Origin of the sequence: Halorhodospira sp. M38 (genome assembly GCF_022227985.1) — a bacterium.
GTDB lineage: Bacteria > Pseudomonadota > Gammaproteobacteria > Nitrococcales > Halorhodospiraceae > Halorhodospira > Halorhodospira halophila_A.
Map to the genome: position 1 here is coordinate 74,840 of NZ_JAJNQP010000008.1, position 24,322 is coordinate 99,161.

Below are 24,322 nucleotides of genomic sequence, written 5' to 3' on the forward strand. Positions count from 1 at the left end.
CGGTGTGACTCAAGTCAACAGACGCAGGCGCCGCTACACTGGTTAGGAAGTAACCAGCCCGGCCCCAGGCCGAAGGAGGGTGCCGTGTTCCATGTCCCCCCGATCCGGGATACGCAGCGCGATATCCGCCTCCGACAACTGGAGGGGATCGCTGAGATCCAGCCGGTGGCCCCGTACCCGCGTATCGAGCCGATCGGCCACTCCGGCGACGAGACCGGGCGGCCGGACGCGGTGGATGAGCGGCTGCGCCGCGGCCAGCGTGCCCGCGCGCGACGGTCCAGCAGCGGCGATAGCGACCATCAGGTGGACGAGTACGCCTAGTCGTAGACCTGCCCGCCGCTGAGGAAGTTGCCCAGCAGCCCGCTGATGCGCGGGAAAACCCGGTCGAAGCGCAGCTCCCAGTAGCCGTCGGCGGCCTGCTCCAGGCTGCGCACGGTGGCGTGGATCTGGCTCTGCGGCACCCGGCGCAAGTGCTCGGCGAAGCGCTCGGCGTTGGCGCGGTGGCGAAACCGGCTGCAGAAGTGGTGGGCCACCTTGTGGGTCTCACGGTGTTCGCGGGCGGCATCGAGCAGCGGGTCGACCAGCGCCCCGCCGAGTTCGGTGCGCAGGGTCTCACGGTCGAGTTCCGGGGACTCCTCAAGGATCAGAACCAGGCGCATCAACCGGTTGGTAAAGTACTCGGGGGGCAGGTCGAGCAGCGCATCCCCCATGGCGCTGAGATCCTGCACCACCGAGGCCGGGGTGACGTATTTGGCCCGTTTGCGCCGGTCGCCCTCCTCCTTGAGCACCACGCCCTCGACCCCGCGGGCATCGAGCCCCGCGATCACCTCGCGCAGCTCGCCGGCCTGATCGGCGGTGAAGCGGCCGTGATACGGCACCGCCGGCAACCCATGCGCGCGGAGCAGCTCGCGGCGCTCCTCGACCTCCATGAACTCGACGCGGTCCCAGCGCATCAGGTCGAAGACCAGCAGCGCCACGTCCTCGTCGATCTCCGGGGGGTGCCCCTCCAGGTAGGGGTTGCCCGGCCCGGCCACCTCGGCGCAGATGACCAGATCCGGCTCGGCGTCGAAGACGGCGGAGTCGATCAGATCGGGCAGACGGTCGGTGGTGAACGGGCAGACGAAGCCACCCCGGGAGAAGGCCAGCTCCTGGCCCCGGTAACGGATCAGGCGAACGTTGAAGCCATCGATCTTCTCCTCGGCGTGAAACGGGGCCCGGAAGTGCTGCGCCAGTCCCTGCTCGAGGTTCAGCACCCGACCGATGGAGGGGTAGCCGGGTACGGCACGATCGCCGAGGAACACGGTGCCCCGCGGCCAGCCGGAGAAGCCGTCGGTCAGGCGGATGTAGTCCATTCCGGCGTAGTGCTCATGCCGGGCCTTGTTGCGCGTCAGCGCCTGGTCGACCAGCGAAGCCTCGGGCATGGCGCCTCCTTGCTACGATTGCTGGAGTAGCCCCTGCACCGTCCTGCGGACACCGTCGCGATCCAGACCGTGCTCGGCCAGGATGTCACCGCGCGCCCCATGATGCACGGGAGCGTCCGGCAGCCCCAGGTGGGTGACCGGGGTGTGCACGCCGGCACTCGACAGGCACTCGGCCACGCCACTGCCGGCCCCGCCGGCGATGACGTTCTCCTCCAGCGTCACCAGGTGCCGATGTTCGCCGGCGAGCCGGCGCAGCAGCGCCTCGTCCAGCGGCTTGACGAAGCGCATGTTCACCACCGTGACGTCGAGCTCCTCGCCCACCGCCTCGGCCACCGGCAGCAGGGCGCCGAAAGCGAGCAGGGCGACACCGCTGCCCCCCTCGCGGCGCACCTCGGCCCGGCCCACCGGCACTGGTTCCATGTCGTCGGGCAGTGCCACGCCGGGGCCGGTGCCGCGCGGGTAGCGCACCGCCGCGGCCCCGTCGAGGGTCAGCCCGGTGGCCAGCATCCGCCAACACTCGGCCTCATCGGCCGGCGCCATGACGGTGAGATCCGGGATGCAGCGCAGGTAGCTGAGGTCGTAGGTGCCCTGGTGGGTGGCGCCGTCGGCACCGACGATCCCGGCCCGATCCACGGCAAAGAGCACCGGCAGACGCTGCAGGGCGACGTCATGGATGACCTGATCGTAGGCGCGCTGCAGGAAAGTGGAATAGATGGCCACCACCGGCCGCGCGCCCTCGCAAGCCAATCCGGCGGCCAGGGTGACGGCGTGCTGCTCGGCGATGCCAACGTCGAAGTAGCGTTCAGGGAAACGCCGCGCGTACTCGACCAGACCGGAGCCCTCGCGCATCGCCGGGGTGATCGCCACCACGCGCTCGTCGGTGCAGGCGGCGCGACAGACCCAACGGCTGAACACATCGGTGTAATTGAGCTTGCTCGCCGCCCCCTTGGTCAGCCCGCGGGCCGGGTCGAAGCAGCTCACGCCGTGGTAGGAGATGGGGTCCTCTTCGGCCGGGGCGTAGCCCTTGCCCTTGCGGGTGACCACGTGCAGCAGCCGCGGTCCGGGCTGATCGCGCAGGTTGCGCAGCACGCGGACCAGCCCCTCGACGTTGTGCCCGTCCACCGGACCGAAGTAGTGGAAGCCCAGTTCCTCGAAGAGCGTAGCCGGCGCCAGCAGCCCCTTGACGTGACCCTCGGTGCGCCGCGCCAGCTCGTGGATTGGCGGAAGGTAGCGGAGCATGTCCCGCGCACCCCGGCGCAACTGCCCGGCCAGCGGCTCGGAGAGCAGCCGCGTGAGGTAGTTGGACAGGGCGCCGACGTTCTCCGAGATCGACATCTCGTTGTCGTTGAGCACGACCAGCAAATCGGCCTTCACGTCGCCGGCGTGGTTAAGCGCCTCGAGCGCCTCGCCGGCACTGAGGCCACCATCGCCGATGATCGCGGCGCAACGCCGGTGCTCGCCGCCAGCACGCTCGGCCAGCGCCATGCCGAGGGCAGCGCTGATGCTCGTCGAGGAGTGGCCCACCCCGAAGGCGTCGTAGGGGCTCTCTTCGCGGACGGGGAATCCGGCGGGACCGCCGGCCTGGCGGATGCGGGGCAACTGGCTGCGCCGGCCGGTGAGCACCTTGTGGGCGTAGCACTGGTGGCCCACGTCCCAGACCAGTCGGTCGCGGGGGGTATCCAGGGCGTAGTGAAGCGCGAGGGTCAGCTCCACGGCCCCGAGCCCGGCAGCGAGGTGCCCCCCGCTCTGCGAGACGCTCTCGACCAGATAGTCGCGCATCTCCTGGGCCACGGCCGGCAATCGCTCCAGCGGCAGGCGCCGCAGATCCTCCGGATCATCGATGGCCGACAGCAATACCTTGTCCTCGTCGTGCGTTCCCATGGTCATCGGGGCATGATAGCCGATTCAGGCGTGGCCTGGACCAGGGTCGGCGTCGAAGTGCCTCGCCCCCCACCCACTAGGGCCGGACGGCGCTGGCCAGGATGTAGTCCAACCCGGCGTAAAGCCGGTCCGCATCCATCCGGCGCGCCCAGCGCGCCGGCAGACGGGCCACCGGATGAATCCGCTCGAGAGTCTCCGGGTGCGCCCGCAGCCACGCGTGCAGCGGCGCGTACACCTGCTCGCGAATCGAGCGCACGTGCACGTCCACGAAGCCGGCCGCGGTCAGATACCCGGGATAAGCGAGCCGTGTGTAGCGGTTGGCCTCGGGGATGGCGAAACGGCTCGCCACCAGCCACCAGGACAGGCGCTGACGCAGCCGATCCACGGCACGCTTGGCCGGCGGCAGCGGGATGATGTCGGCGGTCACCAGACGTCCGCCGGGGCGCAGGACCCGATACGCCTCGGCAAAGAAATCCGCCCGGGTCTGGAAGTGGAAGGCCGACTCCAGGGCCACCACACAGTCCACCGACGCATCGGCCAGCGGCATGGCCGTGGCCGAGCCCTCGCAGAGCTCGATGCGTTCCTCTAGGCCGGCCTCGACCACCCGCTGCCGGGCCACGGCCACCTGGGAGGCGGTGATGTTCAGCCCGATGATCCGGGCCGGCTCGTGACTACGCACCCAGAGCAGGTCCTGATCGGCGAACCCGAAACCGACATCGAGGACGGTGTCCTCCGGACCGAAGCCGGCGGTATCGGCCACCAGCCGCGCCAGCGCGGCGCTGGCCGCATCCAGGTCGTCCTCCTCGGCCCAGTACCCCAGGTTCAGATAGAGTCCCTCGGCGGTGATCGCACCGGTGCCGAGCAGGTCGTAAACGGCCTGGGCATCGCGGCGCTGAAAGGGGTTGAATAGCCAGTCCAGATAGCCGAGCGCGGTCCCGGCGGGACCGCGGCGTTCGTCGGATGGGGCGGGGTGTGGGGACATACCAGGCTCACGGACGCGTGTATACCAGGATCATACTACGGAGCCTGGTAGCCGTTGGCGCCCCATTCCAGACAGGGAGATTCAGCGGTGGAAAGCGCAGATGGCCCTGATCTTCGCACGCCTCACCGCCGTCCCCGCGGTTTTGGCCATTTGCCGCTCGGGCCATTACTTGGGGATAAAACGGGGAGGACTCAGGTAAGGTATCTGGTGGCTATGGGTGGAGTCGAACCACCGACCTTCGCATTATGAGTGCGACGCTCTAACCAGCTGAGCTACATAGCCACGTGGCACCGCGTATTCTCCGAGCCCGCGCTGATCGTGTCAAGGCTGCGGCCGCCGTGTGCCGGGGCCCTTGGTACGCTGGGCCGGTTCCGTCAGAATAAGTGCCGGGGCGCCCGGACGCGGCAGGTCCGTGCTGTGCGCCAACGACGATCCACCACGAACGACCTGGAGGAGATTCCGCATCCATGCAGATTCAGATCAATCCTGGCGCCGGCGTGCACGTCTCAGACGCGCTGGAAGAGAGCATCCGTGAGGCACTGGGCGCAGTCGACCGGCGCTTCGGGGAGCAGTTGACCCGCATCGAGGTGCACTTCCAGGACATCAACGGCCCCAAGGGCGGGGTCAACAAGCATTGCCGCATCGAGGCCCGCCCCCGTGGGCTGGATCCAGTGCTGGCGGAGAACACCGCCGATGATGCCTACGACGCCGCCCGCGGCGCGGCCAAGAGGCTTGAGCGGGTACTTGAGGGCCGCCTGGGCAAGCTCGCCGACAAGCAGCGCAAGGCCGACCGGAACGCGGAACGGCCGGAGTAAGGCTTTCGGGCGCGGCGGCGGCAGCTGCGCCGCGCCCGCTTTGCCGCCCCGAGGCGGGCAGTGTCAGACGTTGAAACGGAAATGCACCACGTCTCCCTCGTTGAGGACGTACTCCTTCCCCTCCAGCCGCCAACGCCCGGCATCCTTGGCACCCTGCTCGCCGTTGTAAGCAATGTAGTCGTCGTAGGCGACCACCTCGGCCCGTATGAAGCCGCGCTGCATGTCGGTGTGGATGCGGCCGGCCGCCTCGGGGGCGGTGGCGCCGCGGCGCACGGTCCATGCCCGGACCTCCTTCTCGCCAGCGGTAAAGAAGGTCTGCAGACCGAGTAGGTCGTAACCGGCCCGGATCACGCGGTTGAGCCCCGGCTCCTCGAGCCCGTACTCGGCCAGGAACTCGTCGCGCTCCGCGTCATCGAGCACGGCCAGCTCGGCCTCGATGGCGGCGCAGACCGGCACCACCCGGGCACCCTCGCTCTCGGCCAGGGCCTGGACGTCGGCCAGCAGCGGATTGTCGCTAAAGCCGTCCTCAGCCACGTTGGCGATGTACATCAGCGGCTTGAGGGTGATCAGGTGGTAGCCTTGCAGCTGCCGGCGCTCCTCTTCGCTGAATGCCTGGGTCCGCAGCGGCTGCCCCTCGTCGAGGGCCTGGCGGGCCCGCTCGAGTAGATCGCGCAGGCGCACCGCCTCCTTGTCACCACTCTTGGCGGCCCGCTCCTGGCGCTGCAGCGCCCGCGAGACGGTGTCCAGATCGGCCAGCGCCAGCTCGGTGTGGATGGTCTCGGCGTCGGCCCGCGGGTCGACGCGCCCCTCGACGTGGTGGACGTCCTCGCTCTCAAAGCAGCGCAGGACCATGGCTACGGCGTCGGTCTCGCGGATATGGGCGAGAAACTGGTTGCCCAGCCCCTCTCCGCGGGAGGCGCCGGAGACCAGACCGGCGATGTCCACGAACTCCATGGTGGTGGGGATGGTGCGCTCGGGGCGCACCAGCTCCGCCAGCCGGTAGAGCCGCGGATCGGGGACGGCGACGATGCCGACATTCGGGTCGATGGTGCAGAATGGGTAGTTCTCTGCCGGGATGTCGTTCTGGGTCAGGGCGTTGAACAGCGTCGATTTGCCGACGTTGGGAAGCCCGACGATGCCGCAGTTAAATCCCATGGCGCGATCCTGAAAGCGGTTGGGTGACTTGGAGGGCGCGTGCAGGCCGGCGGGCCGGCCCGTCTCCCCTAGGCGTGGAGCTGCTGGCAGGCGCGGTCCCACTCCCCGGCCAGCAGACGCGGTATCTCGTCGGCGGCGTCGTCGATGGCCCGTTCGAGCAGGCGCAGCTCGTCGGGGGCCGGACGGGAGAGGACGTGCGGGACCACCTGGTCCTTGTGCCCCGGGTGACCGACGCCGATGCGCAGCCGGGCGAATTCGGCGGTACCGAGGGTCGACTGGATGTGGCGCAGACCGTTGTGCCCGCCGTGCCCGCCGCCCCGCTTGAGCCGGACGCTGCCCGGTGGCAGGTCGATCTCGTCGTGGGCGACCAGGATCGCCTCGGGCGGGATCTTGAAGAAGTTCGCGAGCGCACCGACGGCCTGACCGCTGTGGTTCATATAGGTCATCGGTTTGACCAGCCGGCAGTCGTAGCCGTCGATGAGCACACGGGCACAATCGCCGCGGAACTTGGACTCTTCCCGCAGCTCGCCCCCGTAGCGACGGACCAGCTCATCAACAAGCCAGAACCCGGCATTGTGCCGGGTTCCAGCGTACTTGCTGCCAGGGTTGCCGAGGCCAGCGATGAGCCGGAAATTGCCTTCCCGGCCGGCCACTTCGGCGTTACTCGGACTCGGAGGACTCGGCCTCGTCGCCGCTGCTGGCGCCTCGCGTCTTACGAGTTGCCTGAACCGAGACCACAGGCGCATCGTGCCCCTCGCCCTGTTGCAGCGCCGCCGACTGGACCCCCTCGGGCAGCGTCAGCTCACTGATGTGGACCGCCTGGCCAACCTTGAGGCTGGAAACGTCGATATCGATATGCGGCGGCAGATCCTTGGGCAGGCAGACCACCTCGAGATCGAGCAGGTCGTGGTGGAGCACGCCGCCCTTCTTCACGCCCGGGGACTGCTCCTCGCCGTGGATGTGCAGCGGCACATGCACGGTGATCGGCTGGTCATCGCGAACGCGCTGCAGGTCGATGTGCTGAACCAGCGGTTTGAACGGATGGCGCTGCAGATCCTTGACGATGGCCTGCTCGGTCTCAGAGCCCATCTGGACCTGCAGGATCGTGGAGAAGAAGGACTCCTCCTCGAGCAGCCGGTAGAGCTGATCGTTCTCGAGCGCCACCGGTTGCGGCTCTCTGCCGGCACCGTAGACGACACCCGGGACGCGCCGGGCACGACGCAGACGGCGCATGGCGCCGCGGCCGGTCTCCGTGCGCGGATGCGCGTCGAGCCTCATTTCCACCGTCATGATTGGTTCCACTCCTGGTTGGGAATCACTCCACGAAGAGCTCGCTCACCGACTCGTCGTTGCTGACCCGACGCATCGTCTCGGCGAGGATCTCCGCGATACTCAGTTGTCGAATCTTCGGGCACGCGGCCGCTTGCTCGCCGAGCGGGATGCTGTCGCTGACCACCAGCTCGTCGAGCTCGGAGGCCGCGATCTTATCCACTGCGCTGCCCGAGAGCACCGGGTGGGTGATGTACGCGACCACCTTGCGTGCGCCCCGCTCCTTGAGGGCGCCGGCAGCCTGGCAAAGGGTGCCGGCGGTATCCACGATGTCGTCGACGATGATGCAGGTCTTGTCCTGCACATCGCCGATGATGTTCATGATCGAGGACTCGTTGGGCCGTGGACGGCGCTTGTCGATGATGGCCAGCTCGGCATCGTCGAGCCGCTTGGCCACCGCCCGCGCCCGGACCACGCCGCCAACATCCGGCGAGACCACCACCTTGCGCGGGTAGAGCTGACGCCAGATGTCACCGAGCAGGATCGGCGAGGCGTAGACATTGTCCACGGGGATGTTGAAGAACCCCTGAATCTGATCGGCGTGCAGATCCACGGTCACCACCCGGTCGTAGCCGGCAGCCTGCATCATGTCCGCGACCAGCTTGGCCGAGATGGGCACGCGCTGAGAGCGCGGGCGCCGGTCCTGCCGGGCGTAGCCGAAGTACGGAATCACCGCGGTGACGCGCGCGGCCGAGGAACGGCGCAGCGCGTCAACGATCGCCAGCAACTCCATGAGGTTGTCGTTGGCCGGCTGACAGGTGGACTGCACGACGAAGACGTCCTTGCCGCGGACGTGCTCGTTGACCTCCACCATGATCTCGTCGTCGCTGAAACGGCCGACCACCGCGTGCCCGAGGCGGATCTTCAGATGGGCAGCAATGGCCTCCGTCAGTTGCGGGTTGGAGTTCCCCGCAAAGACCATCATGGGTCCGTTTACTTGCACGGCTAGACGTCCACCTTACAACTCGGTGTGTAGCGGATATGGCTGGGGCGGCAGGATTCGAACCTGCGAATCCCGGTACCAAAAACCGGTGCCTTACCGCTTGGCTACGCCCCAGTTGTTGACAGGTCAGCCGGGGTGAGCCGCCGCCGCCAGCGCAGTGTGCAGCGGAGACCGTTCCACGGCCCGAGCGACGAACCCGGACCACCTCCCGGGCAGGCGCTCTAGGGCAGCTTGCGCTGGCTCTTCGGCCTGGAAGCCGACGAAACAGCAGCTGCCGGTGCCACTCATTCGCGCGTCGCCGTGCCGGGCGAGCCACTCGAGGGCTTCAGCCACCGCCGCCCAGCGGCCCCGGACCACCGGCTCGCAGTCGTTGCGAACGGCGCCGGCGCGAAGGTCGGCTATTGTGATCGGAGACGTATCGCGTGTCAATTCCGGTGCGCCAAAGACTTCGGCGGTGGAGATGCTCGCCCCCGGATCGACCACCAGGTACCAGCGGTTGCCCCCCGGCTCGGCGGGCATCGGTCGCAGGTGCTCGCCCACGCCTTCCCCCCAGGCACTGCGCCCACGGACGAACACCGGCACATCGGCGCCGAGGGCCAGACCCAGGCCCGCGAGCGCCTCCTCGCCCAGCCCGGCCCGCCACAGGTGGTTGAGGGCTACGAGCACCGTGGCGGCGTCCGAGGAGCCGCCGCCAACCCCGCCCCCGGCCGGCAGGCGTTTGTCCACATGGATATCCGCGCCGTACCCGCAGTCGGTGGCCACCTGCAGCGCGTGAGCGGCGCGCACGGTCAGGTCGTCCTCCGGGGCGACCCCGGGCAGATCGCTGCAACGCACGATGTACCCGTCGGAGCGCGGGCGCAACCAGATGCGGTCGCCATAGTCGAGCAGCTGGAAAGCCGTCTGCAGCTCGTGGTAACCGTCGGCGCGCCGACCGAGGACGTGAAGGAAGAGGTTGATCTTGGCCGGCGCCGGCCACACGCTCCACTCAGCCATCCCCGCGACTCCACCCCGACAGCGCCACCCGCATCTGCGTCGAGCCACTATGTAGATCCACGCGACTGGGCAGGTCCATACCGTCCACTTCGGTCCAGCCCTGGAAGTCCACCTCCCAGCCGGCCTGCTCCAGCCGGTCCGGCCGACCGGCGCGATCCAGACTCAGCTCGTCCACCCCCAGATCCGCGGCCGGACGGCCAACGATCCAGTCGCGCAGTGCAGTCACCGGCAGCCGGTGGCCGGTCTGCGCGGCCAGCAGATCCTCCGGGCTCTGCGCCGTGGCACTCTGCCCGGCGCCGTCGCGCAGGGTCACCTGACCCGGCTGGCCTTCGATGCGCACGGCACCGGCCCCGAAGGGCCCGGAGAGGTTGATGGTGTAGGACTCGCCCCGCTGCTGCCAGCGCAGGGAGAGGCTGACCGCCTCGCCGTCGGCGCGCAGGGCGGCGCGCCCCCTCACCGACCAGTCGCGCAGCTCGGCGCGCTCCTCCAGGAACGCCTCGTAATGCGCCTGCCGCTCGTCCTCGGGGACGAGCAGCGCGCAGCCCGAAAGCACTCCGACCGCCAGCAGCCCGGCAAGCAGCCACGCCCCCCATCTACTCGTCATCCAGATCCACCTCGTAATCCTCCAACGTCCGCTCCAGAACCCGTCGGCCGCGTTCGGCGTCCAGCGCCCGGCGCCAAACCTGGCGCGCCTGCTCTCGCTCGCCGAGCTCCCAGAGCACCTCGCCCAGGTGGGCACCGATCTCGCCGTGGGGCTCCTTCTCGAAGGCGCGGCGCAGATAGTCCAGCGCGGCCTCCGGATCTCCCTCTCGGTAGAGCAGCCAGCCCTTGCTGTCGAGGAAGGCGGCGTTGTCCGGCTCCTGCTCCAGCGCGCGCTCGATCAGCTCGCGGGCCTCGGCCAGATCGCGCTCGGCATCGACCAGGGTGTAGCCCAGGGCGTTCTGGGCGTGGGCGTCGCCCGGATCTGCCTCGAGGACCCGACGCAGATCCTCCACGGCGCCGTCCACATCCCCGGTCTCCGCACGCACCAACCCGCGCCCGTATAAGAGGTCCTGATCGTCGCCGTCCGCCTCCAGCCCGCGCTGGTACGCGCCCAGCGCTGCCTCCGGTCGTCCGGCCTCGCGCAGCAGGTGCCCCTCCAGCAGCGCCGTGCGCGACGTCAGCGCCGGCTGCGTCTCGCGCACCCGCTCCAGGTGCGCCAGCGCGTCGTCGGTCTCCAGGGCGCCGGCGTGCCCGGCCTGGAAGGCAACCCGCAGCAGGGTCGCCCCGGCCTCGCGATCCGCTGGCGCGAGCTCGAAGGCCCGCGCGGCCGCCGCCACCGCCTTGTCGTCATCGCCGGCCCGCTCCGCCGCCGCGGCCAGAACCCGGTGCGCCTCTGGCACGTCGGCGTGGACCTCGGCCAGCTCGGCCAGCACGCGTGCAGCCGCTTCGGCGTCGGCCCCATGCCCGAGGAGCATGCCGAGCTGCAGGAAGGCCTGTCCCGCTGTCCCCGGCCAGCGCTCGATGGTCTTCTCCAGCTCTTCGCGCGCGGCAGTCTCGTCACCCCTGCGCAGGGCCAGCAGGCCGAGCAGCTGATGGGCCTCGACCCGCTCCGGGGCAAGCTCCCGCCAGCGCTCGGCGGCCTCGCGGGCCACGCCCTCCTCTTCGAGGACAAAGCTCAGCTGCACCGCTCGTTCGGCCACGCGCTCGTCGCGGCTGACTGCCATGGCCCGGGCGTAGTGGCTCAGGGCCTGGTCCAGCCGATCCCGGCGCACCGCGATCTCTGCAGCTAGCACATGGCGGATGGCCTCATCCCGTGGCGAGGGCTCCCACGGCTCGGCCTCAGGGGCCAGGGCAGCCGTCGGCGCTTCAGCGGGGGGATCGGTATCGGGCTGGGGGCCGGCACACCCGACGACCAGGGCGCAGACGGCCAGCGCGACACCAGGCCGCAGGCGGCGAAACGCCGGACAGCGGCCGCCCCTGGAGAATTCGGTCGGATCGGGCATTTTTTCCGTGGGCGAGACGCTTTACCGAAGCGTCCGCATTTCGTAATAATCCGGGTTGACGCCTGATGGTGCCCTAACGAAGCCTAATGACGCCAGTCTCATGCCATTATTTGCAATTGGACTCAATCACGATAGTGCGCCAGTAGCAGTCCGTGAGAGCCTGGCGTTCAACGCCGAGGCCCTCGGGGACGCCCTGCAGAGCGCCCGCAGCGAGACCGGTGCCGACGAGGTGGCAATCCTCTCCACCTGCAATCGCACCGAGATCTACATCCGGCTGCCGCATACGGACCCCGAGGTGGTCATTGGCTGGCTGACCCGCCACCAGCGGGTGGATCTGCGCAAGGTCCGGCCCCACCTTTACGTTCGCCGCAGTACCGAGGCCATGCGCCACCTGATGCGGGTCTCGGCGGGGCTCGACTCCCTCGTCCTCGGCGAGCCGCAGATCCTCGGCCAGGTCAAGGACGCCTACCACAAGGCGGCCAGCGCCGGCTGCCTCGGCGCGGTGCTCGAGCGCCTGTTCCAGCACGCCTTCTCGGTGGCGAAGCAGGTGCGCACCGACACCGACATCGGCTCCAACCCGATCTCGGTGGCCTTCGCCGCCGTGACCATGGCCAAGCAGATCTTCGACGACTTCCCCAAGCGCACCGCGGTGCTGGTCGGCGCCGGCGAGACCATCGAGCTGGTCGCCCGCCACCTGGCACAGCAGGGGATTGGCCAGGTGCTCGTCGCCAACCGCAACGTCGAGCGCGCCAAACGACTGGCCGAAGCCCACGACGGCGAGGCCATGAGCCTCAACGACCTGCCGCGCCGTCTCCCCGAGGCCGACGTGGTGGTATCCTCGACAGGCAGCTCATTACCCATCCTCGGCAAGGGCACGGTCGAGCGGGCGGTACGCGCGCGCCGGCACAAGCCGATGTTCATGCTCGACCTGGCGGTACCGCGGGACATCGAGCCCGAGGCCGGCGAAATGGACGACGTCTACCTCTACACGGTGGACGACCTGCGCGGGGTAGTGGCCGAGAACATGCGCTCGCGCCAGGACGCCGCGACCCAGGCCGAGGCCATCGTCGAGCAACAGGTCCGGCACTATCTCGAGTGGCGCCGCGCCCGCGACGCCGGCGAGGCGATCCGTTCGTTCCGCAACCGGGCCGAGAGCTACGCCCGCGCCACCCGAGCGCAGGCGGCGCGGCAGCTCTCCCGCGGCGAGGACCCCTTTGAGGTGATCGAGTGGTTGACCCACACGCTCACCCGGCGGCTGGTCCACGCCCCCACCGTTGGCCTGCGGGCCGCCGCCGCCAGCGGCGACCGCACGCGGATCCAGCACGCACTGGAGACCCTGGCCATCGACCAACAGCTGGTAGAGAGGTCTAGTGAAGGCGACGATTCGCAACAAGCTGGAGCGGATGGCGGAACGGCACGAGGAGATCGGCGCGCAGCTGGCGGATCCTGATGTCGTCGGCGACCCGTCGAAATTTGCCGAACTTTCCCGCGAATACGCCCGGCTGGAACCCGTCGTCCAGGACCTGAACGCCTACCGCGAGGCGGCCGATGCGGTCGCCAACGCGGAGGCGATGCTCGACGACAGCGACGCCGAGATCCGCGCCATGGCCGAGGAGGAGGCCGACGAGGCGCGCCATCGGCTCGAGGAACTCGAGGGCCGGCTACAACGGCATCTGGTGCCCACCGACCCCGACGACCAGCGCAACGTCTTCCTCGAGGTGCGCGCCGGTACCGGCGGCGACGAAGCCGCGCTGTTCGCCGGCGACCTGCTGCGCATGTACCTGCGCTACGCCGAGCGCCAGGGCTGGAAGACCGAGATCCTCTCCGCCCGCGAGGGCGAGCATGGCGGCTACCGCGAGGTCATTGCCCGGGTCAGCGGGCGAAGCGTCTACGCCCGCCTCAAGTTCGAGTCCGGCGCCCACCGCGTCCAGCGGGTACCAGCCACCGAGTCCCAGGGGCGGATCCACACCTCGGCGTGCACGGTGGCCATCCTGCCCGAACTTGACGAGGTCAGCGGCATCGAGATCAACACCGCCGACCTGCGGGTGGATACCTTCCGCTCGTCGGGCGCCGGCGGCCAGCACGTCAACACCACCGACTCGGCCGTACGCATCACCCACCTGCCCACCGGGCTGGTGGTGGAGTGCCAGGACGAGCGTTCGCAAAACAAGAACCGCGCCAAGGCGATGGCGCTGCTCCAGGCGCGCCTCAACGAGCAGGAGCGGGCCCGGCAGCAGTCGGAGCGCAGCGAACAGCGCCGCCTGGCGGTGGGGTCGGGGGATCGCTCAGAGCGGATCCGGACCTACAATTTCCCGCAGGGCCGGGTGACGGACCACCGCATCGGGCTGACGCTCTACAAGATCGAGCAGATCATGGAAGGGGGGATGGATGAACTCCTGGATGGACTGATCCAGGAGCACCAGGCCGAAGCCCTCGCCGAGATCGCCGAGGACTCCGGCTGATGAAACCGCGGCGCAGCGCGTGATCTAGGCCACGCGCTGGCGCTCGCGGATCTCCTCCAGCGACTTGCAGTCGATGCACATGGTCGCTGTCGGGCGCGCCTCAAGCCGACGCAGGCCGATCTCGACCCCGCACTGCTCGCAGTAGCCGTAGTCGCCCGTGCGGATGCTCTCCAGCGCCTGATCGATCTTGCGGATCAGCTTGCGCTCCCGGTCCCGGGCCCGCAGCTCCAGGGCAAACTCTTCCTCCTGGGTCGCCCGGTCCGACGGGTCGGCGTGGTTGTTGGCGTCGTCGCGCATGTGGTGAACGGTGCGCTCCACCTCCTCCTGGAGTTCGCGCTTCCACGCCAGAAGCAGCTGTCGGAAGTGCTCCAGCTGCTCGTCGCTCATGTACTCTTCGGTCTCGCCGGCCTGATACGGCTCAAAGCCCTTGACCGGCATCGCGTGTCTCGTCGGAGCCATACCGCGTCCTCCTCCCTTTGCGGCCCTCGCCGCCCTCAGCGAAGCGCTCGGGCTGTGCTCGCCAGAGCACTAGCCCGAGAGAAATACATCAGCATTTGCGCAGAGTCAACTACAGCAGTGCGCGCTCGCGCAGGCTGCCGCGCAGCTGCCCTGCGGCCTCCCGGAGGACCTGTTCGGTGGTCTCCCAGTCGATGCAAGCATCGGTGATGGACACCCCGTAGTCCAGCGTGCCCGGGTCGGCACCGAGCTTCTGGCTGCCCCATCCGATATTGCTCTCGAGCATCACCCCGACGATGGAGCGGTTGCCCTCGCGGATCTGACGGATGACATCCTCGAGGACCATCGACTGCAGCGCCGGGTCCTTGTTGGAATTGGAGTGGCTGCAGTCGACCACCACGCGCTGCGGCATGCCGGCCTTCTCCAGAGCCTGCTCGCAAAGGCGGATGCTCACCGAGTCGTAGTTCGGCTGCGAGCCGCCGCGCAGCACGACATGGCCGTACTGGTTGCCGCGCGTCCGGATGACCGTGATGCGCCCCTCCTGATCGATGCCCAGGAAGCTGTGGGGCGACGCTGCCGATTGCAGGGCGTTGATCGCCACCGTCTGGCTGCCGTCGGTGGCGTTCTTGAACCCCACCGGAGTGGAGAGGCCGCTGGCCAGCTCGCGGTGGGTCTGGGACTCCGTGGTGCGGGCGCCGATGGCGGTCCAAGAGACCAGATCGCCGTAATACTGCGGCGCGTAGGGGTCGAGGGCCTCGGTGGCCGTGGGCAACCCCATGGCGGCGATCTCGCGCAGCAGCTCGCGCCCCATGCGCAGACCCTTGTCAATCCGGAACGAGTCGTCCATATCCGGATCGTTGATCAGGCCCTTCCAGCCCGTGGTGGTACGCGGCTTCTCGAAATACACCCGCATGACCACGTAGATGTGGTCGCTGAGCTCATCGTGCAGCGCCTTGAGCCGCCGCGCATAGTCGAGCGCCGCCTCGGGGTCGTGGATGGAGCACGGCCCGACCACGGCGAACACGCGCTGATCCTTGCCATCGAGGATATCCCGCAGGGCCTGACGCCCCTCCAGCACGGTCTGCCGGGCGGCATCCGTCAGCGGGACCTCGGCCTTGATCTCAGCCGGAGTCGGAAGACGCTCACCGTTGGCTACGTTGACGTCGTTGACGTTATCGCTCTCTTGCATGTCGGTCTCGAGTCGCCCCGCCCGCCGGCGGGTGGTGAATGGCTAGCCGATCAATAGTAATCGCGCTTGACTCAGACCATCAAGGAGCTTTAGACCGCGTGCCGCACCGCGGCCCGCCAGTAGTAGCCGGGCGAACCGCCGTGCACGGCGGCGGCGTCGATGACCAGCCGCACCACCTCGCCGCCGGCAGCGGGGACGGAGAACATCGGCTCGAGGAGCACCTCCTCGAGCACTGCACGCAGGGCGCGGGCCCCGGTGCCCCGCGCCTGCGCCCGCCGCGCCACCGCCTCAAGGCCGTCGGCGGTGATCTCGAGCTCACAGCCGTCGCGGGCGAACAGGAGCTGGTATTGACGGATTAGGGCGTTGCGCGGCTCGGTCAGGATACGGATTAAGTGCTCGGTGGATAGCGGCTGCAGGCACTCGACCACCGGCAGGCGACCAACCAGCTCGGGGACCAGGCCGAAACGCTGCAGCGCAGCGGCGCGATGGGCCATGGGCGCCGCCGGGCCAGTGGCGGCAGCGGTGAAACCCGCACCCGGGCGCTCGGCGGCGAGGGCCTCCAGGCCCTCGAAGGCGCCGCCGCAGATGAACAGGATCTGGCCGGTATCGACGGTAACCGGGCTGCCCTGGCACCCGGCGCTGGAGACCGTCACCCGGCGCCCTTCGAGCAGCTTGAGCAACGCCTGCTGCGCCCCCTCGCCGGCCAAATCGGGTCCGCCTTCGACCCCACCCCGGGCGGCGAGCTTGTCGATCTCGTCGATGTAGACAATGCCCCGCGCAGCCCGCTCCGGATCGGCGTCACAGGCCGCGAGCAGCCGCCCGATCACCGCTTCGACATCCTCGCCGGCGTAGCCGGAGGCGGTCAGCGTGGTAGCGTCAACGCTCACGAAGGGGACCTCGACGCAGCGCGCCAGGCACTCGGCCAGGTGGCTCTTGCCGGTGCCGCTGGGGCCGACAAGCAGGATGTTGCTCTTGCCCAGCTGCACCGACTCGCCGCGGGCGGCAGCGACCAGGCGTTTGTAGTGGTTGTAGACGGCGACCGAGAGGACCTTCTTGGCCTGCTCCTGACCGACGACGTAGTGATCCAGATAGCGGCGCAGCGACCGGGGCACCGGCAGGGAGGCGAGGATCCGCTGCTGCCGGCGCTCGCGATCGGCCTCCAGCGCTTCGTTGCAGCTGGCGATGCAGTGCTCGCAGATAAACGCCGCCTCGCCGCCGATCAGCGGCCCGGCGACCTGCTCATCGTGCCCGCAGAAGGAACAGCGCCGCTCGGTCTCCTCTGGCACACCCGGGATGCTCTCGGGGGCCTCGAGCCAGGCACCGGACACATCGCCACACCATCCCGGCATTGCACTCTCCCCGCTGCTCGTTTGCCATAGGCCTCACCCTGTTCCAACGGCAGGCCAGCAGGAACCTTGAGAGTGGTATACTCCCGTCCATGGATCGCAAACTACTCGACATCCTCTGCTGCCCGATCACCAAGCGCCCCCTGCAGCCGCTCTCGGCGCAGGAGCTGGAGGCGCTCAATCGCCACATCGCCGAGGGGCAGGCCCGCTACCTGGACGACACGGTGGTGGACGCGCCACTGGACGAGGGCCTGATCACCGACAACGGCAGCCGTATCTACCGGGTGGATGACGGCATCCCGGTGATGCTCGAAGAGCGCAGCATCCCGGGCGCCACCGCCGGGCGCGGCTGAGCGGCGAGACCCCTGCGGGAGGGCCGGTGAGCGAGGCAGGGCGGAGCATCGGCCAGGCGCTGCGCGAGGGCATCGATGCGCTGCGGGCGTCGAGCGCGTCGGCGCGGCTTGATGCCGAGCTGCTTCTCGCCGAGGTCCTCGGTGTCGGCCGCAGCCACCTGTTCGCCTTCCCCGAGCGCCCGGTCCCCACCGCGACCATCGACGCCTACCGTAACCTGCTCACCCGTCGGGCCGCCGGTGAGCCCGCGGCCTACCTGCTGCGCCGCTGCGAGTTCCGCGACCTGTCGCTGACGGTGACCCCGGCAGTCCTTGTGCCCCGCCCCGAGACCGAACACCTGGTCGAGCAGGCCCTGGCTTGCCTGCCCGCCGGGGGCAGCCTGCTCGAACTGGGCACCGGCAGCGGCGCCGTCGCCCTGGCGGTGGCCAGCGAACGCCCCGACGCCCGGATCACCGCCACCGAGCGCAGCGAGGCTGCCCTGGCCGTGGCGCGGGAGAACCGGCAACGCCTAGGACTGACGAGCGTGGAGCTGATCGCCGGTGACTGGGACGAGGGGGTGCCGGCCGGCCCCTTCCAGGTCATCGCCAGCAACCCACCTTACGTCGAGACCACCGCTCCGGAGTGGACCAACGGCGGCCTCGGGCACGAGCCGCGCGAGGCGCTGGCCGCCGGCTGCGACGGGCTGGCAGCTATCCGCAGCCTGCTTGCACCGGCTGCCGGAGAGCTGGCCCGGGGCGGCTGGCTGATGCTCGAGCACGGCGCTGCCCAGGGCGAGGCCGTGCGCGGGCTGTTCGCCGCCGCCGGGCTGGAACAGGTGCGCACCGAGCGCGACCTGGCCGGACTCGAGCGACTGACGCTGGGGAGACGACCGTGAACGACGAGCAGCTGCTGCGCTACAGCCGGCAGATCATGCTGCCGGAGCTCGATATTGCCGGGCAGCAGCGCCTGGCCGGCAGCCGGGCGCTGATCGTGGGCGCCGGCGGGCTGGGCTCGCCGCTGGCCCTCTACCTCGGGGCCGCCGGGGTGGGCGAACTGCGCATCGCCGATGACGACACCGTGGACCTTTCCAACCTGCAGCGCCAGATCGCCCACCGCCACGACGCCATCGGTCAGCCCAAAGCGACCTCAGCGGCGCGGGCCGTCGCCGCTCGCAACCCGGAGATCACCCTCTCGCCGCTGCAGGAGCACCTCGAGGGCGGGCGCCTGAGCGCTGAGGTGGCCGCTGCCGACGTGATCATCGACGCCACCGACAACTTCGCCACCCGCTTCGCCCTCAACGCCGCCTGCGTGGCGGCACAGCGGCCGCTGGTCAGTGCCGCGGTCATCCGTTGGGAGTTGCAGGTCGCCGCCTTCCGCCCCGGCGGACGTCCCTGCTACCGCTGCATCTACGCCGAAGGGGATGAGCCGCAGCTGACCTGCAGCGAAAGCGGGGTGCTCGGCCCCCTGCCCGGCGTGGCAGGGACCCTCGAGGCGGTGGAGGCGATCAAGATCCTCTCCGGCGCCGGCGACCCCCTCTTCGGCCGCCTGCTGCTGATCGACGCCCTGCGCATGCGCCTGCGCACACTGACCGTGAACGCCGACCCCCACTGCCCGGTCTGCGCCGACGCGGCGTAGACCCCAGTCAGTGGTAGCTATCGCTGCCCGGGGCAGCGTTGGCGTCGCTGAGCACCTGCGCCACATCGACCCGGTCGTAGCTGTAGGTGGCGCCGCAGAACTGGCAGCGCACCTCGACCACACCCTCCTCGGCGAGCACCTGCTCGACCTCCTCGCGGCCGAGACCGCGGAGGATGGAGGCGATGCGGCCGGCCGAGCAGCGACACCGGAAGGCGAGCGTGCGCGGCTCGAAGACGCGCACGGTCTCCTGATGGAAAAGCCGGTGCAGGACATCGTGCGCCGGCCGCTCGAGCAGCTCGCGATCGGTCAGCGTCTCGGCCAGGTAGCCGATGCGATCCCAGGCGTCGGGATCCGCCTCGGTGGGCTGCGTGCCGCCACTGGCGGGCAGCCGCTGGAGCAGCAGCCCACCGGCCCGCCGGCCATCGCAGGCCAGGTGCAAGCGGGTGGGCAGCTGCTCGGAATCCCGGAAGTAGGCTTCCAGCGTGGCCGCCAGACCGCCGTCATCGATGCCGACTACGCCCTGATAGCGCTGTCCCTCCTCCGGCTCGATGGTGATGGCCAGGCGGCCGCCGGCGCACAGCTCGGCGAGGCCGCCGCGGGCGGGTTCGCCCTCGTAACGGGCGGTTCCGCGGAGGGTCCCGTCGGAGGCGTCCACCTGGGCCAGCAGCATGGACACCGCCGCGCCCTCGCCCCCCTCGACCTGGAGGCTGAGCACACCGTCGGAGCGGATGGTGGCACACATCAGCGCCGCCGCAGCCATGGCTTCGCCGAGTAGACGCGCCACCGCCGGCGGGTAGTCGTGGTGCTCACGAACGGCGGCGAACACCTGATCCAGCTGCACGATCTCGCCGCGTACGTCCGCGTTCTCGAAGATGAAGCGTTGACTGGCGTCGCTCACGATCCGTCCAGCTTTCTCTTGAGTAGCTCGTTGACCTGCTGCGGGTTGGCCTTACCGCCGGAGGCCTTCATGACCTGCCCGACGAAGAAGCCGAAGAGCTTCTCCTTGCCCGCACGGTACTGCTCGAGCTGCTTCGGGTTGTTGGCGATGGCCTCGTCGACTAGGGCCTCGATGGCCGAGGTGTCGGTGACCTGCTTGAGGCCCTTACTCTCGATCACCTCGTCCGGCTCGCCCTCGCCGGCCCACATGGCCTCGAAGACATCCTTGGCGCCACGGCTCGAGAGGGTCTCGTCCTCGACCCGGGCCACCAGCTTGCCGAGCATCTCCGGGGTGACCGGCGAGTCGCCGATCTCCCGACCATCCTTGTTGAGGTAGGCGAGCAGCTCGCTCATCAGCAGGTTGGCAGTGCGCTTGGCGAAGCCGCCGGACTCGCTGACCGCGTGCTCGAAGTAATCGGCCATGTCCCGGGTGGCGGTCAGCACGCCGGCGTCGTAGGCCGGCAGGCCGTACTCCTCCTCGAAGCGCCGGCGCTTCTCGTCCGGCAGTTCGGGCAGGGTCTCGCGCACCTCTTCGACCAGCGCCGAGTCCACCTCCACGGGGAGCAGGTCCGGCTCCGGGAAGTAGCGGTAGTCGTTGGCCTCCTCCTTGGTGCGCATGGAGCGGGTGACGCCCTTGTCGACGTCGTAGAGGCGGGTTTCCTGGACGACTTCACCGCCGGACTCGAGCAGATCGATCTGCCGCTCGACTTCGTACTCGAGGGCCCGCTCGACGAAGCGGAAGGAGTTGAGGTTCTTGAGTTCGGCGCGGGTGCCGAAGGCTTGCTGCCCGGCCGGACGCACCGAGACGTTGGCGTCGCAGCGGAAGGAACCTTCCTGCATGTTGCCGTCGCAGATCTCCAGGTAGCGCACCAGGGCGTGGAGCTTCTTCATGTAGGCGGCGGCCTCGGCCGGCGAGCGCAGATCCGGTTCCGAGACGATCTCCATCAGCGGCGTCCCCGCGCGGTTGAGATCCACCCCGGTCATGCCGTGGAAATCCTCATGCAGGGACTTGCCGGCATCCTCCTCGAGGTGGGCACGGGTGATGCCGATGCGCTTGCCGACGCCGTCCTCGAGTTCGATGTCCAGCTGACCACCCTCGACGATGGGCAGGTCGTACTGCGAGATCTGATAACCCTTGGGCAGATCGGGGTAGAAGTAGTTCTTGCGCGCAAAGACCGACCGCGGCGCGATGCGCGCCCCGACGGCCAGGCCGAACTTGATGGCCATGCGCACCACCTCGCGGTTGAGCACTGGCAGCACCCCGGGCATGCCGAGGTCCACCGGACAGGCCTGGGTGTTCGGCTCGGCGCCGTAGGCGGTCGGCGCGCCGGAGAAGATCTTGGTGCGGGTCGCGAGCTGCGCGTGGATCTCGAGACCGATGACGGTTTCCCACTTCATGGGTGCGGTCGCTCCGTAGGCTTTGGGCGCGTCGAGCGGACGCGGGCGTTGGTTCCAGGGTATCCGGGGTCGCCCCGCATCTACTCGAACCCTTCAGGGACCTGCTTGTGCCAGTCCGTAACCTGTTGGTACTTGTGCCCGACGTTCAGCAGCCGGGCTTCGTCGAAGTAGCCGCCGATCAGCTGCAGCCCCACGGGCCGGCCGCGCGAGAAGCCGGCGGGGACCGACAGGCCGGGCAGGCCGGCGAGGTTCACCCCGAGGGTGTAGATGTCGGAGAGATACATCTGCACCGGGTCATCGGCGCGCTCGCCCAGATCGAAGGCCGGGGTCGGCGAGGTGGGGCCGGCCAGCACGTCGACCTGCTCCAGCGCCTGGCGGAAGTCGTCCGCCACCAGGCGGCGGATCTGCTGCGCCTTGCGGTAATAGGCGTCGTAATAGCCGGCGGACAGCGCGTAGGTGCCAACCAGAATGCGGCGCTGGACCTCATCGCCGAAGCCCTCGGCACGGCTGCGCTTGTAGAGATCCTCCAGATCCTGCGGGTCAGCGCAACGGTGGCCGAAACGCACGCCGTCAAAGCGCGCCAGGTTGGACGAGGCCTCGGCCGGCGCGATGACGTAGTAGGCCGGCAGGGCCAGCTCCATGTTGGGCAGCTGCACCTCGACGAGTTCGGCGCCCTCGCCCTCAAGCACCTGCAGGGAGGCCTCGACCCGGGAGCGGACGTCGGGATCGAGCCCCTCGCCGAAGAACTCCCGCGGTACGCCGATGCGCAGCCCCTTGATTGAGCGGTTGAGCGACTCGCTGTAGTCGGGCACCACATGGTCGACGCTGGTCGAGTCGCGCTCGTCCAGGCCGGCCATCGGACCAAGCAGCAGCGCCAGGTCCTCGGCAGTGCGTGCGAACGGCCCGGCCTGATCGAGGCTGGAGGCGAAGGCCACCATGCCGTAGCGCGAAACGCGGCCGTAGGTGGGCTTGAGTCCGCAGATCCCGGAGAGTGCCGCCGGCTGCCGGATCGAGCCGCCGGTGTCGGTCCCCGTGGCAGCCGGGGCCAGGCGCGCCGCCACAGCGGCGGCCGAGCCGCCGGAGGAGCCGCCGGGGACCGCGTCCAGGTCCCAGGGGTTGCGCACCGGACCGAAGTAGCTGGTCTCGTTGGACGACCCCATGGCGAACTCGTCCATGTTGGCTTTGCCGAGCATGACCACGCCGGCCTCGGCCAGACGCCGCACCACGGTGGCGTCGTACGGCGCACGAAACGGCTCAAGCATGCGCGAGCCGCAGGTGGTCGCCACCCCGTCGGTACAGAAGATGTCCTTGTGGACCAGCGGCACGCCGGTCAGTGGCCCGGCCTCGCCGGCGCGCAGCCGGGCGTCGGCGGCGTCCGCGGCAGCTCGGGCCTGCTCGGCGGTGACGGTGATCAGGCTGTTGAGCCCGGGGTCGTACGTCTCGATGCGCTTGAGCAGGGCATCGGTGAGTTCACGGCTGGAGACTTCTCCGGCGTGCAACGCCGCGGAGATCTCGGCAACGGTCTTCTGGTGCATGGGTGTTCGGCTTCCGTTACTCGACGACGCGGGGGACGAGGTACAGGCCGGCCTCGACGGCTGGCGCCCCGGACTGATAGTGATCGCGCAGGTTGGGCTCGGTGACCTCGTCCGGGCGCAGGCGCTGCGTGGCATCCCAAGGGTGGGCCATAGGCTCGACGCCCTCGGTATCGACGCTTGCCATCTGCTCGACGAACTCCAGGATCCCCGTCAGGTCGCGGGCGTACCCGGAAACCGCCCCGTCGTCGATCCGGATGCGGGCCAGGTGCGCGATCTGCTGCACCTCATCTGCCTCGATGGCCATAGAGCCTTTCTCCCCATAACTGGCGCGATAGCAACCGTAAAACCTACCATAGCCCCGAGCTTGCCCAAACCCCGGGGCACTGCTAGATTGAGCCACCTTCGACCTTAGGAACGCTGGGCATGTTTAAGGGTATCCGCGGACTCTTCTCCAACGATCTATCCATCGATCTTGGCACGGCCAACACGCTGATCTACCTGCGCGGTCAGGGCATCGTCCTGAGCGAGCCGTCGGTGGTCGCCATCCAGCAGGATCGCGACGGCGGCAGCAAGCGCATCGCCGCAGTGGGCGCCGAGGCCAAGCGCATGCTCGGCCGCACCCCGGGGACGATCCGCGCCATCCGCCCCCTGAAGGACGGCGTCATCGCCGACTTCACGGTGACCGAGAAGATGCTCCAGCACTTTATCAAGAAAGTGCATGAGGCCCGCTTCTTCAAGCCCAGCCCGCGGGTGCTCGTCTGCGTGCCGTGCGGCTCGACCCAGGTCGAGCGGCGCGCCATCCGCGAGTCGGCGGCCGGCGCCGGGGCCCGCGAGGTGCACCTGATCGAGGAACCGATGGCGGCGGCCATCGGCGCCAATATGCCCGTCGACGAGGCCAGCGGCTCGATGGTGCTCGATGTCGGCGGAGGCACCTCGGAGGTCGCGGTGCTCTCGCTCAACGGCATCGTCTACTCCGCCTCGGTCCGCCTCGGCGGCGATCGCTTCGACGAAGCCATCGTCAACTACGTCCGTCGCAACTACGGGATCCTCATCGGAGAAGCCACCGCCGAGCGCATCAAACAGGAGATCGGTACCGCTTTCCCCGATACCGAGGTCAACGAGATCGAGGTCCGCGGCCGCAACCTGGCGCAGGGCGTGCCGCGCAGCTTCACCCTGAACTCCAATGAGATCCTCGAGGCGCTCCAGGAGCCGCTGTCCGGGATCGTCTCGGCGCTCAAGACCGCTCTGGAACAGACGCCGCCGGAACTCGGCGCCGACGTGGCCGAGCGCGGTATCGTGATCACTGGCGGCGGTGCGCTGCTGCGCAACCTCGACCGGCTGATCATGGAGGAGACCGGGCTGCCGGTGGTCGTCGCCGACGAGCCGCTGACCTGTGTCGCCCGTGGCGGTGGCCGGGCCCTGGAGCTCATGGACGAACGGGGCGCCGATCTGTTCGTCAGCGAATAGACGAACCACCGCAGCTGCAAACCCGGGTGGGGCCTGCGTTAGACTGGCAGGCTCCGCAAGCTGA

At 69.1% G+C, this 24,322-nt stretch carries 25 protein-coding genes and 2 tRNA genes; 8 read left to right on the forward strand and 19 right to left on the reverse strand.

Annotated features, from left to right (window positions below; translation table 11 throughout):
- Positions 1-84 precede the first annotated feature (84 nt).
- Complete coding sequence (locus tag LRA98_RS06925; protein ID WP_201241890.1) at positions 85-321, forward strand: hypothetical protein; 237 nt, start codon at positions 85-87, stop codon at positions 319-321.
- Here the strand turns inward: LRA98_RS06925 and LRA98_RS06930 are convergent.
- The 4 genes from LRA98_RS06930 to LRA98_RS06945 all read right to left on the reverse strand — a co-directional run bounded on the left by LRA98_RS06930 (position 318) and on the right by LRA98_RS06945 (position 4,566).
- Complete coding sequence (locus LRA98_RS06930) at positions 318-1,421, reverse strand: RNA ligase (protein ID WP_238633325.1); 1,104 nt, start codon at positions 1,419-1,421, stop codon at positions 318-320. The two genes, LRA98_RS06925 and LRA98_RS06930, sit on opposite strands and share 4 nt — an antisense overlap.
- Positions 1,422-1,433: 12 nt before the next feature.
- Positions 1,434-3,302, reverse strand: a complete 1,869-nt coding sequence (gene dxs, locus LRA98_RS06935) for a 1-deoxy-D-xylulose-5-phosphate synthase (protein ID WP_443134942.1) — start codon at positions 3,300-3,302, stop codon at positions 1,434-1,436.
- Between the two features lie 76 nt (positions 3,303-3,378).
- Positions 3,379-4,284: a class I SAM-dependent methyltransferase gene (locus LRA98_RS06940; RefSeq protein WP_201241893.1), complete on the reverse strand. Its 906-nt coding sequence runs from the start codon at positions 4,282-4,284 to the stop codon at positions 3,379-3,381.
- Between the two features lie 205 nt (positions 4,285-4,489).
- Positions 4,490-4,566, reverse strand: a tRNA-Met gene (locus LRA98_RS06945).
- Between the two features lie 185 nt (positions 4,567-4,751).
- On the opposite strand from LRA98_RS06945, the gene LRA98_RS06950 reads away from it, so the two are divergent.
- Positions 4,752-5,099, forward strand: a complete 348-nt coding sequence (locus LRA98_RS06950; RefSeq protein ID WP_201169752.1) for an HPF/RaiA family ribosome-associated protein — start codon at positions 4,752-4,754, stop codon at positions 5,097-5,099.
- A 63-nt stretch (positions 5,100-5,162) separates the two neighbouring features.
- Here the strand turns inward: LRA98_RS06950 and ychF are convergent, their stop codons facing one another.
- From ychF to LRA98_RS06990, 8 genes are all read right to left on the reverse strand, one after another.
- The gene (gene ychF / locus LRA98_RS06955; protein ID WP_201169754.1) at positions 5,163-6,254 is read right to left on the reverse strand and encodes a redox-regulated ATPase YchF; all 1,092 of its coding nucleotides are present in this window, start codon (positions 6,252-6,254) and stop codon (positions 5,163-5,165) included.
- A 68-nt stretch (positions 6,255-6,322) separates the two neighbouring features.
- The gene (gene pth, locus LRA98_RS06960; RefSeq protein WP_201169756.1) at positions 6,323-6,907 is read right to left on the reverse strand and encodes an aminoacyl-tRNA hydrolase; all 585 of its coding nucleotides are present in this window, start codon (positions 6,905-6,907) and stop codon (positions 6,323-6,325) included.
- Between the two features lie 7 nt (positions 6,908-6,914).
- Positions 6,915-7,544, reverse strand: a complete 630-nt coding sequence (locus LRA98_RS06965; protein WP_201169758.1) for a 50S ribosomal protein L25/general stress protein Ctc — start codon at positions 7,542-7,544, stop codon at positions 6,915-6,917.
- Positions 7,545-7,569: 25 nt separating this feature from the next.
- Entirely contained in the window at positions 7,570-8,508 is a 939-nt protein-coding gene (locus LRA98_RS06970) for a ribose-phosphate diphosphokinase (protein WP_201169835.1), read from the reverse strand.
- A 57-nt stretch (positions 8,509-8,565) separates the two neighbouring features.
- Positions 8,566-8,640, reverse strand: a tRNA-Gln gene (locus tag LRA98_RS06975).
- 12 nt (positions 8,641-8,652) lie between these two features.
- Positions 8,653-9,519, reverse strand: a complete 867-nt coding sequence (ispE, locus tag LRA98_RS06980; RefSeq protein ID WP_201169760.1) for a 4-(cytidine 5'-diphospho)-2-C-methyl-D-erythritol kinase — start codon at positions 9,517-9,519, stop codon at positions 8,653-8,655.
- Positions 9,512-10,123, reverse strand: coding sequence for a lipoprotein insertase outer membrane protein LolB (gene lolB / locus LRA98_RS06985; protein ID WP_238633323.1), 612 nt, complete (start codon positions 10,121-10,123; stop codon positions 9,512-9,514). Before lolB ends, ispE begins: the two co-directional genes overlap by 8 nt.
- Positions 10,113-11,504 carry a tetratricopeptide repeat protein gene (locus LRA98_RS06990; protein ID WP_201169762.1) on the reverse strand — a complete coding sequence of 464 codons (1,392 nt, stop codon included), beginning with the start codon at positions 11,502-11,504 and terminating at the stop codon, positions 10,113-10,115. Before LRA98_RS06990 ends, lolB begins: the two co-directional genes overlap by 11 nt.
- A 100-nt stretch (positions 11,505-11,604) precedes the next feature.
- Between LRA98_RS06990 and hemA the strand changes: the two genes are divergently transcribed.
- Positions 11,605-12,954 (forward strand): glutamyl-tRNA reductase, encoded by a 1,350-nt coding sequence (gene hemA, locus LRA98_RS06995; RefSeq protein WP_201169763.1) that lies wholly within the window; start codon positions 11,605-11,607, stop codon positions 12,952-12,954.
- Positions 12,875-13,966, forward strand: a complete 1,092-nt coding sequence (gene prfA / locus LRA98_RS07000) for a peptide chain release factor 1 (protein WP_201169764.1) — start codon at positions 12,875-12,877, stop codon at positions 13,964-13,966. The genes hemA and prfA overlap by 80 nt, the downstream gene beginning before the upstream one ends.
- A gap of 24 nt (positions 13,967-13,990) precedes the next feature.
- Here prfA and dksA read toward each other — a convergent pair whose 3' ends face one another.
- The 3 genes from dksA to clpX form a co-directional block, all read right to left on the reverse strand.
- The gene (gene dksA, locus LRA98_RS07005; protein WP_201169766.1) at positions 13,991-14,425 is read right to left on the reverse strand and encodes an RNA polymerase-binding protein DksA; all 435 of its coding nucleotides are present in this window, start codon (positions 14,423-14,425) and stop codon (positions 13,991-13,993) included.
- Positions 14,426-14,534: 109 nt separating this feature from the next.
- Entirely contained in the window at positions 14,535-15,611 is a 1,077-nt protein-coding gene (locus LRA98_RS07010) for a 3-deoxy-7-phosphoheptulonate synthase (protein WP_201169768.1), read from the reverse strand.
- 89 nt (positions 15,612-15,700) lie between these two features.
- Complete coding sequence (clpX, locus tag LRA98_RS07015) at positions 15,701-16,960, reverse strand: ATP-dependent Clp protease ATP-binding subunit ClpX (protein WP_201169771.1); 1,260 nt, start codon at positions 16,958-16,960, stop codon at positions 15,701-15,703.
- Between the two features lie 89 nt (positions 16,961-17,049).
- Here clpX and LRA98_RS07020 point away from each other — a divergent pair, with 89 nt between their 5' ends.
- Genes LRA98_RS07020 through LRA98_RS07030 form a run of 3 tightly spaced genes read left to right on the forward strand, consistent with a single transcriptional unit; the run spans position 17,050 to position 18,922 of the window.
- Positions 17,050-17,310 carry a Trm112 family protein gene (locus tag LRA98_RS07020; protein ID WP_201169773.1) on the forward strand — a complete coding sequence of 87 codons (261 nt, stop codon included), beginning with the start codon at positions 17,050-17,052 and terminating at the stop codon, positions 17,308-17,310.
- 26 nt (positions 17,311-17,336) lie between these two features.
- The gene (gene prmC / locus LRA98_RS07025; protein ID WP_201169775.1) at positions 17,337-18,182 is read left to right on the forward strand and encodes a peptide chain release factor N(5)-glutamine methyltransferase; all 846 of its coding nucleotides are present in this window, start codon (positions 17,337-17,339) and stop codon (positions 18,180-18,182) included.
- Positions 18,179-18,922: a HesA/MoeB/ThiF family protein gene (locus LRA98_RS07030; protein WP_238633322.1), complete on the forward strand. Its 744-nt coding sequence runs from the start codon at positions 18,179-18,181 to the stop codon at positions 18,920-18,922. Before prmC ends, LRA98_RS07030 begins: the two co-directional genes overlap by 4 nt.
- A gap of 7 nt (positions 18,923-18,929) precedes the next feature.
- Here LRA98_RS07030 and hslO read toward each other — a convergent pair whose 3' ends face one another.
- The 4 genes from hslO to gatC form a co-directional block, all read right to left on the reverse strand.
- Complete coding sequence (gene hslO / locus LRA98_RS07035) at positions 18,930-19,820, reverse strand: Hsp33 family molecular chaperone HslO (RefSeq protein ID WP_201241903.1); 891 nt, start codon at positions 19,818-19,820, stop codon at positions 18,930-18,932.
- Positions 19,817-21,256 carry an Asp-tRNA(Asn)/Glu-tRNA(Gln) amidotransferase subunit GatB gene (gatB, locus tag LRA98_RS07040; protein WP_201169779.1) on the reverse strand — a complete coding sequence of 480 codons (1,440 nt, stop codon included), beginning with the start codon at positions 21,254-21,256 and terminating at the stop codon, positions 19,817-19,819. The genes hslO and gatB overlap by 4 nt, the downstream gene beginning before the upstream one ends.
- 80 nt (positions 21,257-21,336) lie before the next feature.
- Positions 21,337-22,791 (reverse strand): Asp-tRNA(Asn)/Glu-tRNA(Gln) amidotransferase subunit GatA, encoded by a 1,455-nt coding sequence (gene gatA / locus LRA98_RS07045; RefSeq protein ID WP_201169780.1) that lies wholly within the window; start codon positions 22,789-22,791, stop codon positions 21,337-21,339.
- Positions 22,792-22,807: 16 nt separating this feature from the next.
- Positions 22,808-23,095, reverse strand: a complete 288-nt coding sequence (gatC, locus tag LRA98_RS07050) for an Asp-tRNA(Asn)/Glu-tRNA(Gln) amidotransferase subunit GatC (protein WP_201169782.1) — start codon at positions 23,093-23,095, stop codon at positions 22,808-22,810.
- Positions 23,096-23,214: 119 nt separating this feature from the next.
- Between gatC and LRA98_RS07055 the strand changes: the two genes are divergently transcribed.
- Positions 23,215-24,258 (forward strand): rod shape-determining protein, encoded by a 1,044-nt coding sequence (locus LRA98_RS07055; RefSeq protein ID WP_201169784.1) that lies wholly within the window; start codon positions 23,215-23,217, stop codon positions 24,256-24,258.
- Positions 24,259-24,322: the final 64 nt, after the last annotated feature.

What these genes read in the sequence shown, in the direction of transcription:
- LRA98_RS06930 (WP_238633325.1), bottom strand. Translation starts at nt 1,421, where the DNA reads ATGCCCGAGGCTTCGCTGGTCGACCAGGCGCTGACGCGCAACAAGGCC.
- dxs (WP_443134942.1), bottom strand. Translation starts at nt 3,302, where the DNA reads ATGGGAACGCACGACGAGGACAAGGTATTGCTGTCGGCCATCGATGAT.
- LRA98_RS06940 (WP_201241893.1), bottom strand. Translation starts at nt 4,284, where the DNA reads ATGTCCCCACACCCCGCCCCATCCGACGAACGCCGCGGTCCCGCCGGG.
- LRA98_RS06950 (WP_201169752.1), top strand. Translation starts at nt 4,752, where the DNA reads ATGCAGATTCAGATCAATCCTGGCGCCGGCGTGCACGTCTCAGACGCG.
- ychF (WP_201169754.1), bottom strand. Translation starts at nt 6,254, where the DNA reads ATGGGATTTAACTGCGGCATCGTCGGGCTTCCCAACGTCGGCAAATCG.
- LRA98_RS06965 (WP_201169758.1), bottom strand. Translation starts at nt 7,544, where the DNA reads ATGACGGTGGAAATGAGGCTCGACGCGCATCCGCGCACGGAGACCGGC.
- LRA98_RS06970 (WP_201169835.1), bottom strand. Translation starts at nt 8,508, where the DNA reads ATGATGGTCTTTGCGGGGAACTCCAACCCGCAACTGACGGAGGCCATT.
- ispE (WP_201169760.1), bottom strand. Translation starts at nt 9,519, where the DNA reads ATGGCTGAGTGGAGCGTGTGGCCGGCGCCGGCCAAGATCAACCTCTTC.
- lolB (WP_238633323.1), bottom strand. Translation starts at nt 10,123, where the DNA reads ATGACGAGTAGATGGGGGGCGTGGCTGCTTGCCGGGCTGCTGGCGGTC.
- LRA98_RS06990 (WP_201169762.1), bottom strand. Translation starts at nt 11,504, where the DNA reads ATGCCCGATCCGACCGAATTCTCCAGGGGCGGCCGCTGTCCGGCGTTT.
- hemA (WP_201169763.1), top strand. Translation starts at nt 11,605, where the DNA reads ATGCCATTATTTGCAATTGGACTCAATCACGATAGTGCGCCAGTAGCA.
- dksA (WP_201169766.1), bottom strand. Translation starts at nt 14,425, where the DNA reads ATGGCTCCGACGAGACACGCGATGCCGGTCAAGGGCTTTGAGCCGTAT.
- LRA98_RS07010 (WP_201169768.1), bottom strand. Translation starts at nt 15,611, where the DNA reads ATGCAAGAGAGCGATAACGTCAACGACGTCAACGTAGCCAACGGTGAG.
- clpX (WP_201169771.1), bottom strand. Translation starts at nt 16,960, where the DNA reads ATGCCGGGATGGTGTGGCGATGTGTCCGGTGCCTGGCTCGAGGCCCCC.
- LRA98_RS07020 (WP_201169773.1), top strand. Translation starts at nt 17,050, where the DNA reads ATGGATCGCAAACTACTCGACATCCTCTGCTGCCCGATCACCAAGCGC.
- gatB (WP_201169779.1), bottom strand. Translation starts at nt 21,256, where the DNA reads ATGAAGTGGGAAACCGTCATCGGTCTCGAGATCCACGCGCAGCTCGCG.
- gatA (WP_201169780.1), bottom strand. Translation starts at nt 22,791, where the DNA reads ATGCACCAGAAGACCGTTGCCGAGATCTCCGCGGCGTTGCACGCCGGA.
- gatC (WP_201169782.1), bottom strand. Translation starts at nt 23,095, where the DNA reads ATGGCCATCGAGGCAGATGAGGTGCAGCAGATCGCGCACCTGGCCCGC.
- LRA98_RS07055 (WP_201169784.1), top strand. Translation starts at nt 23,215, where the DNA reads ATGTTTAAGGGTATCCGCGGACTCTTCTCCAACGATCTATCCATCGAT.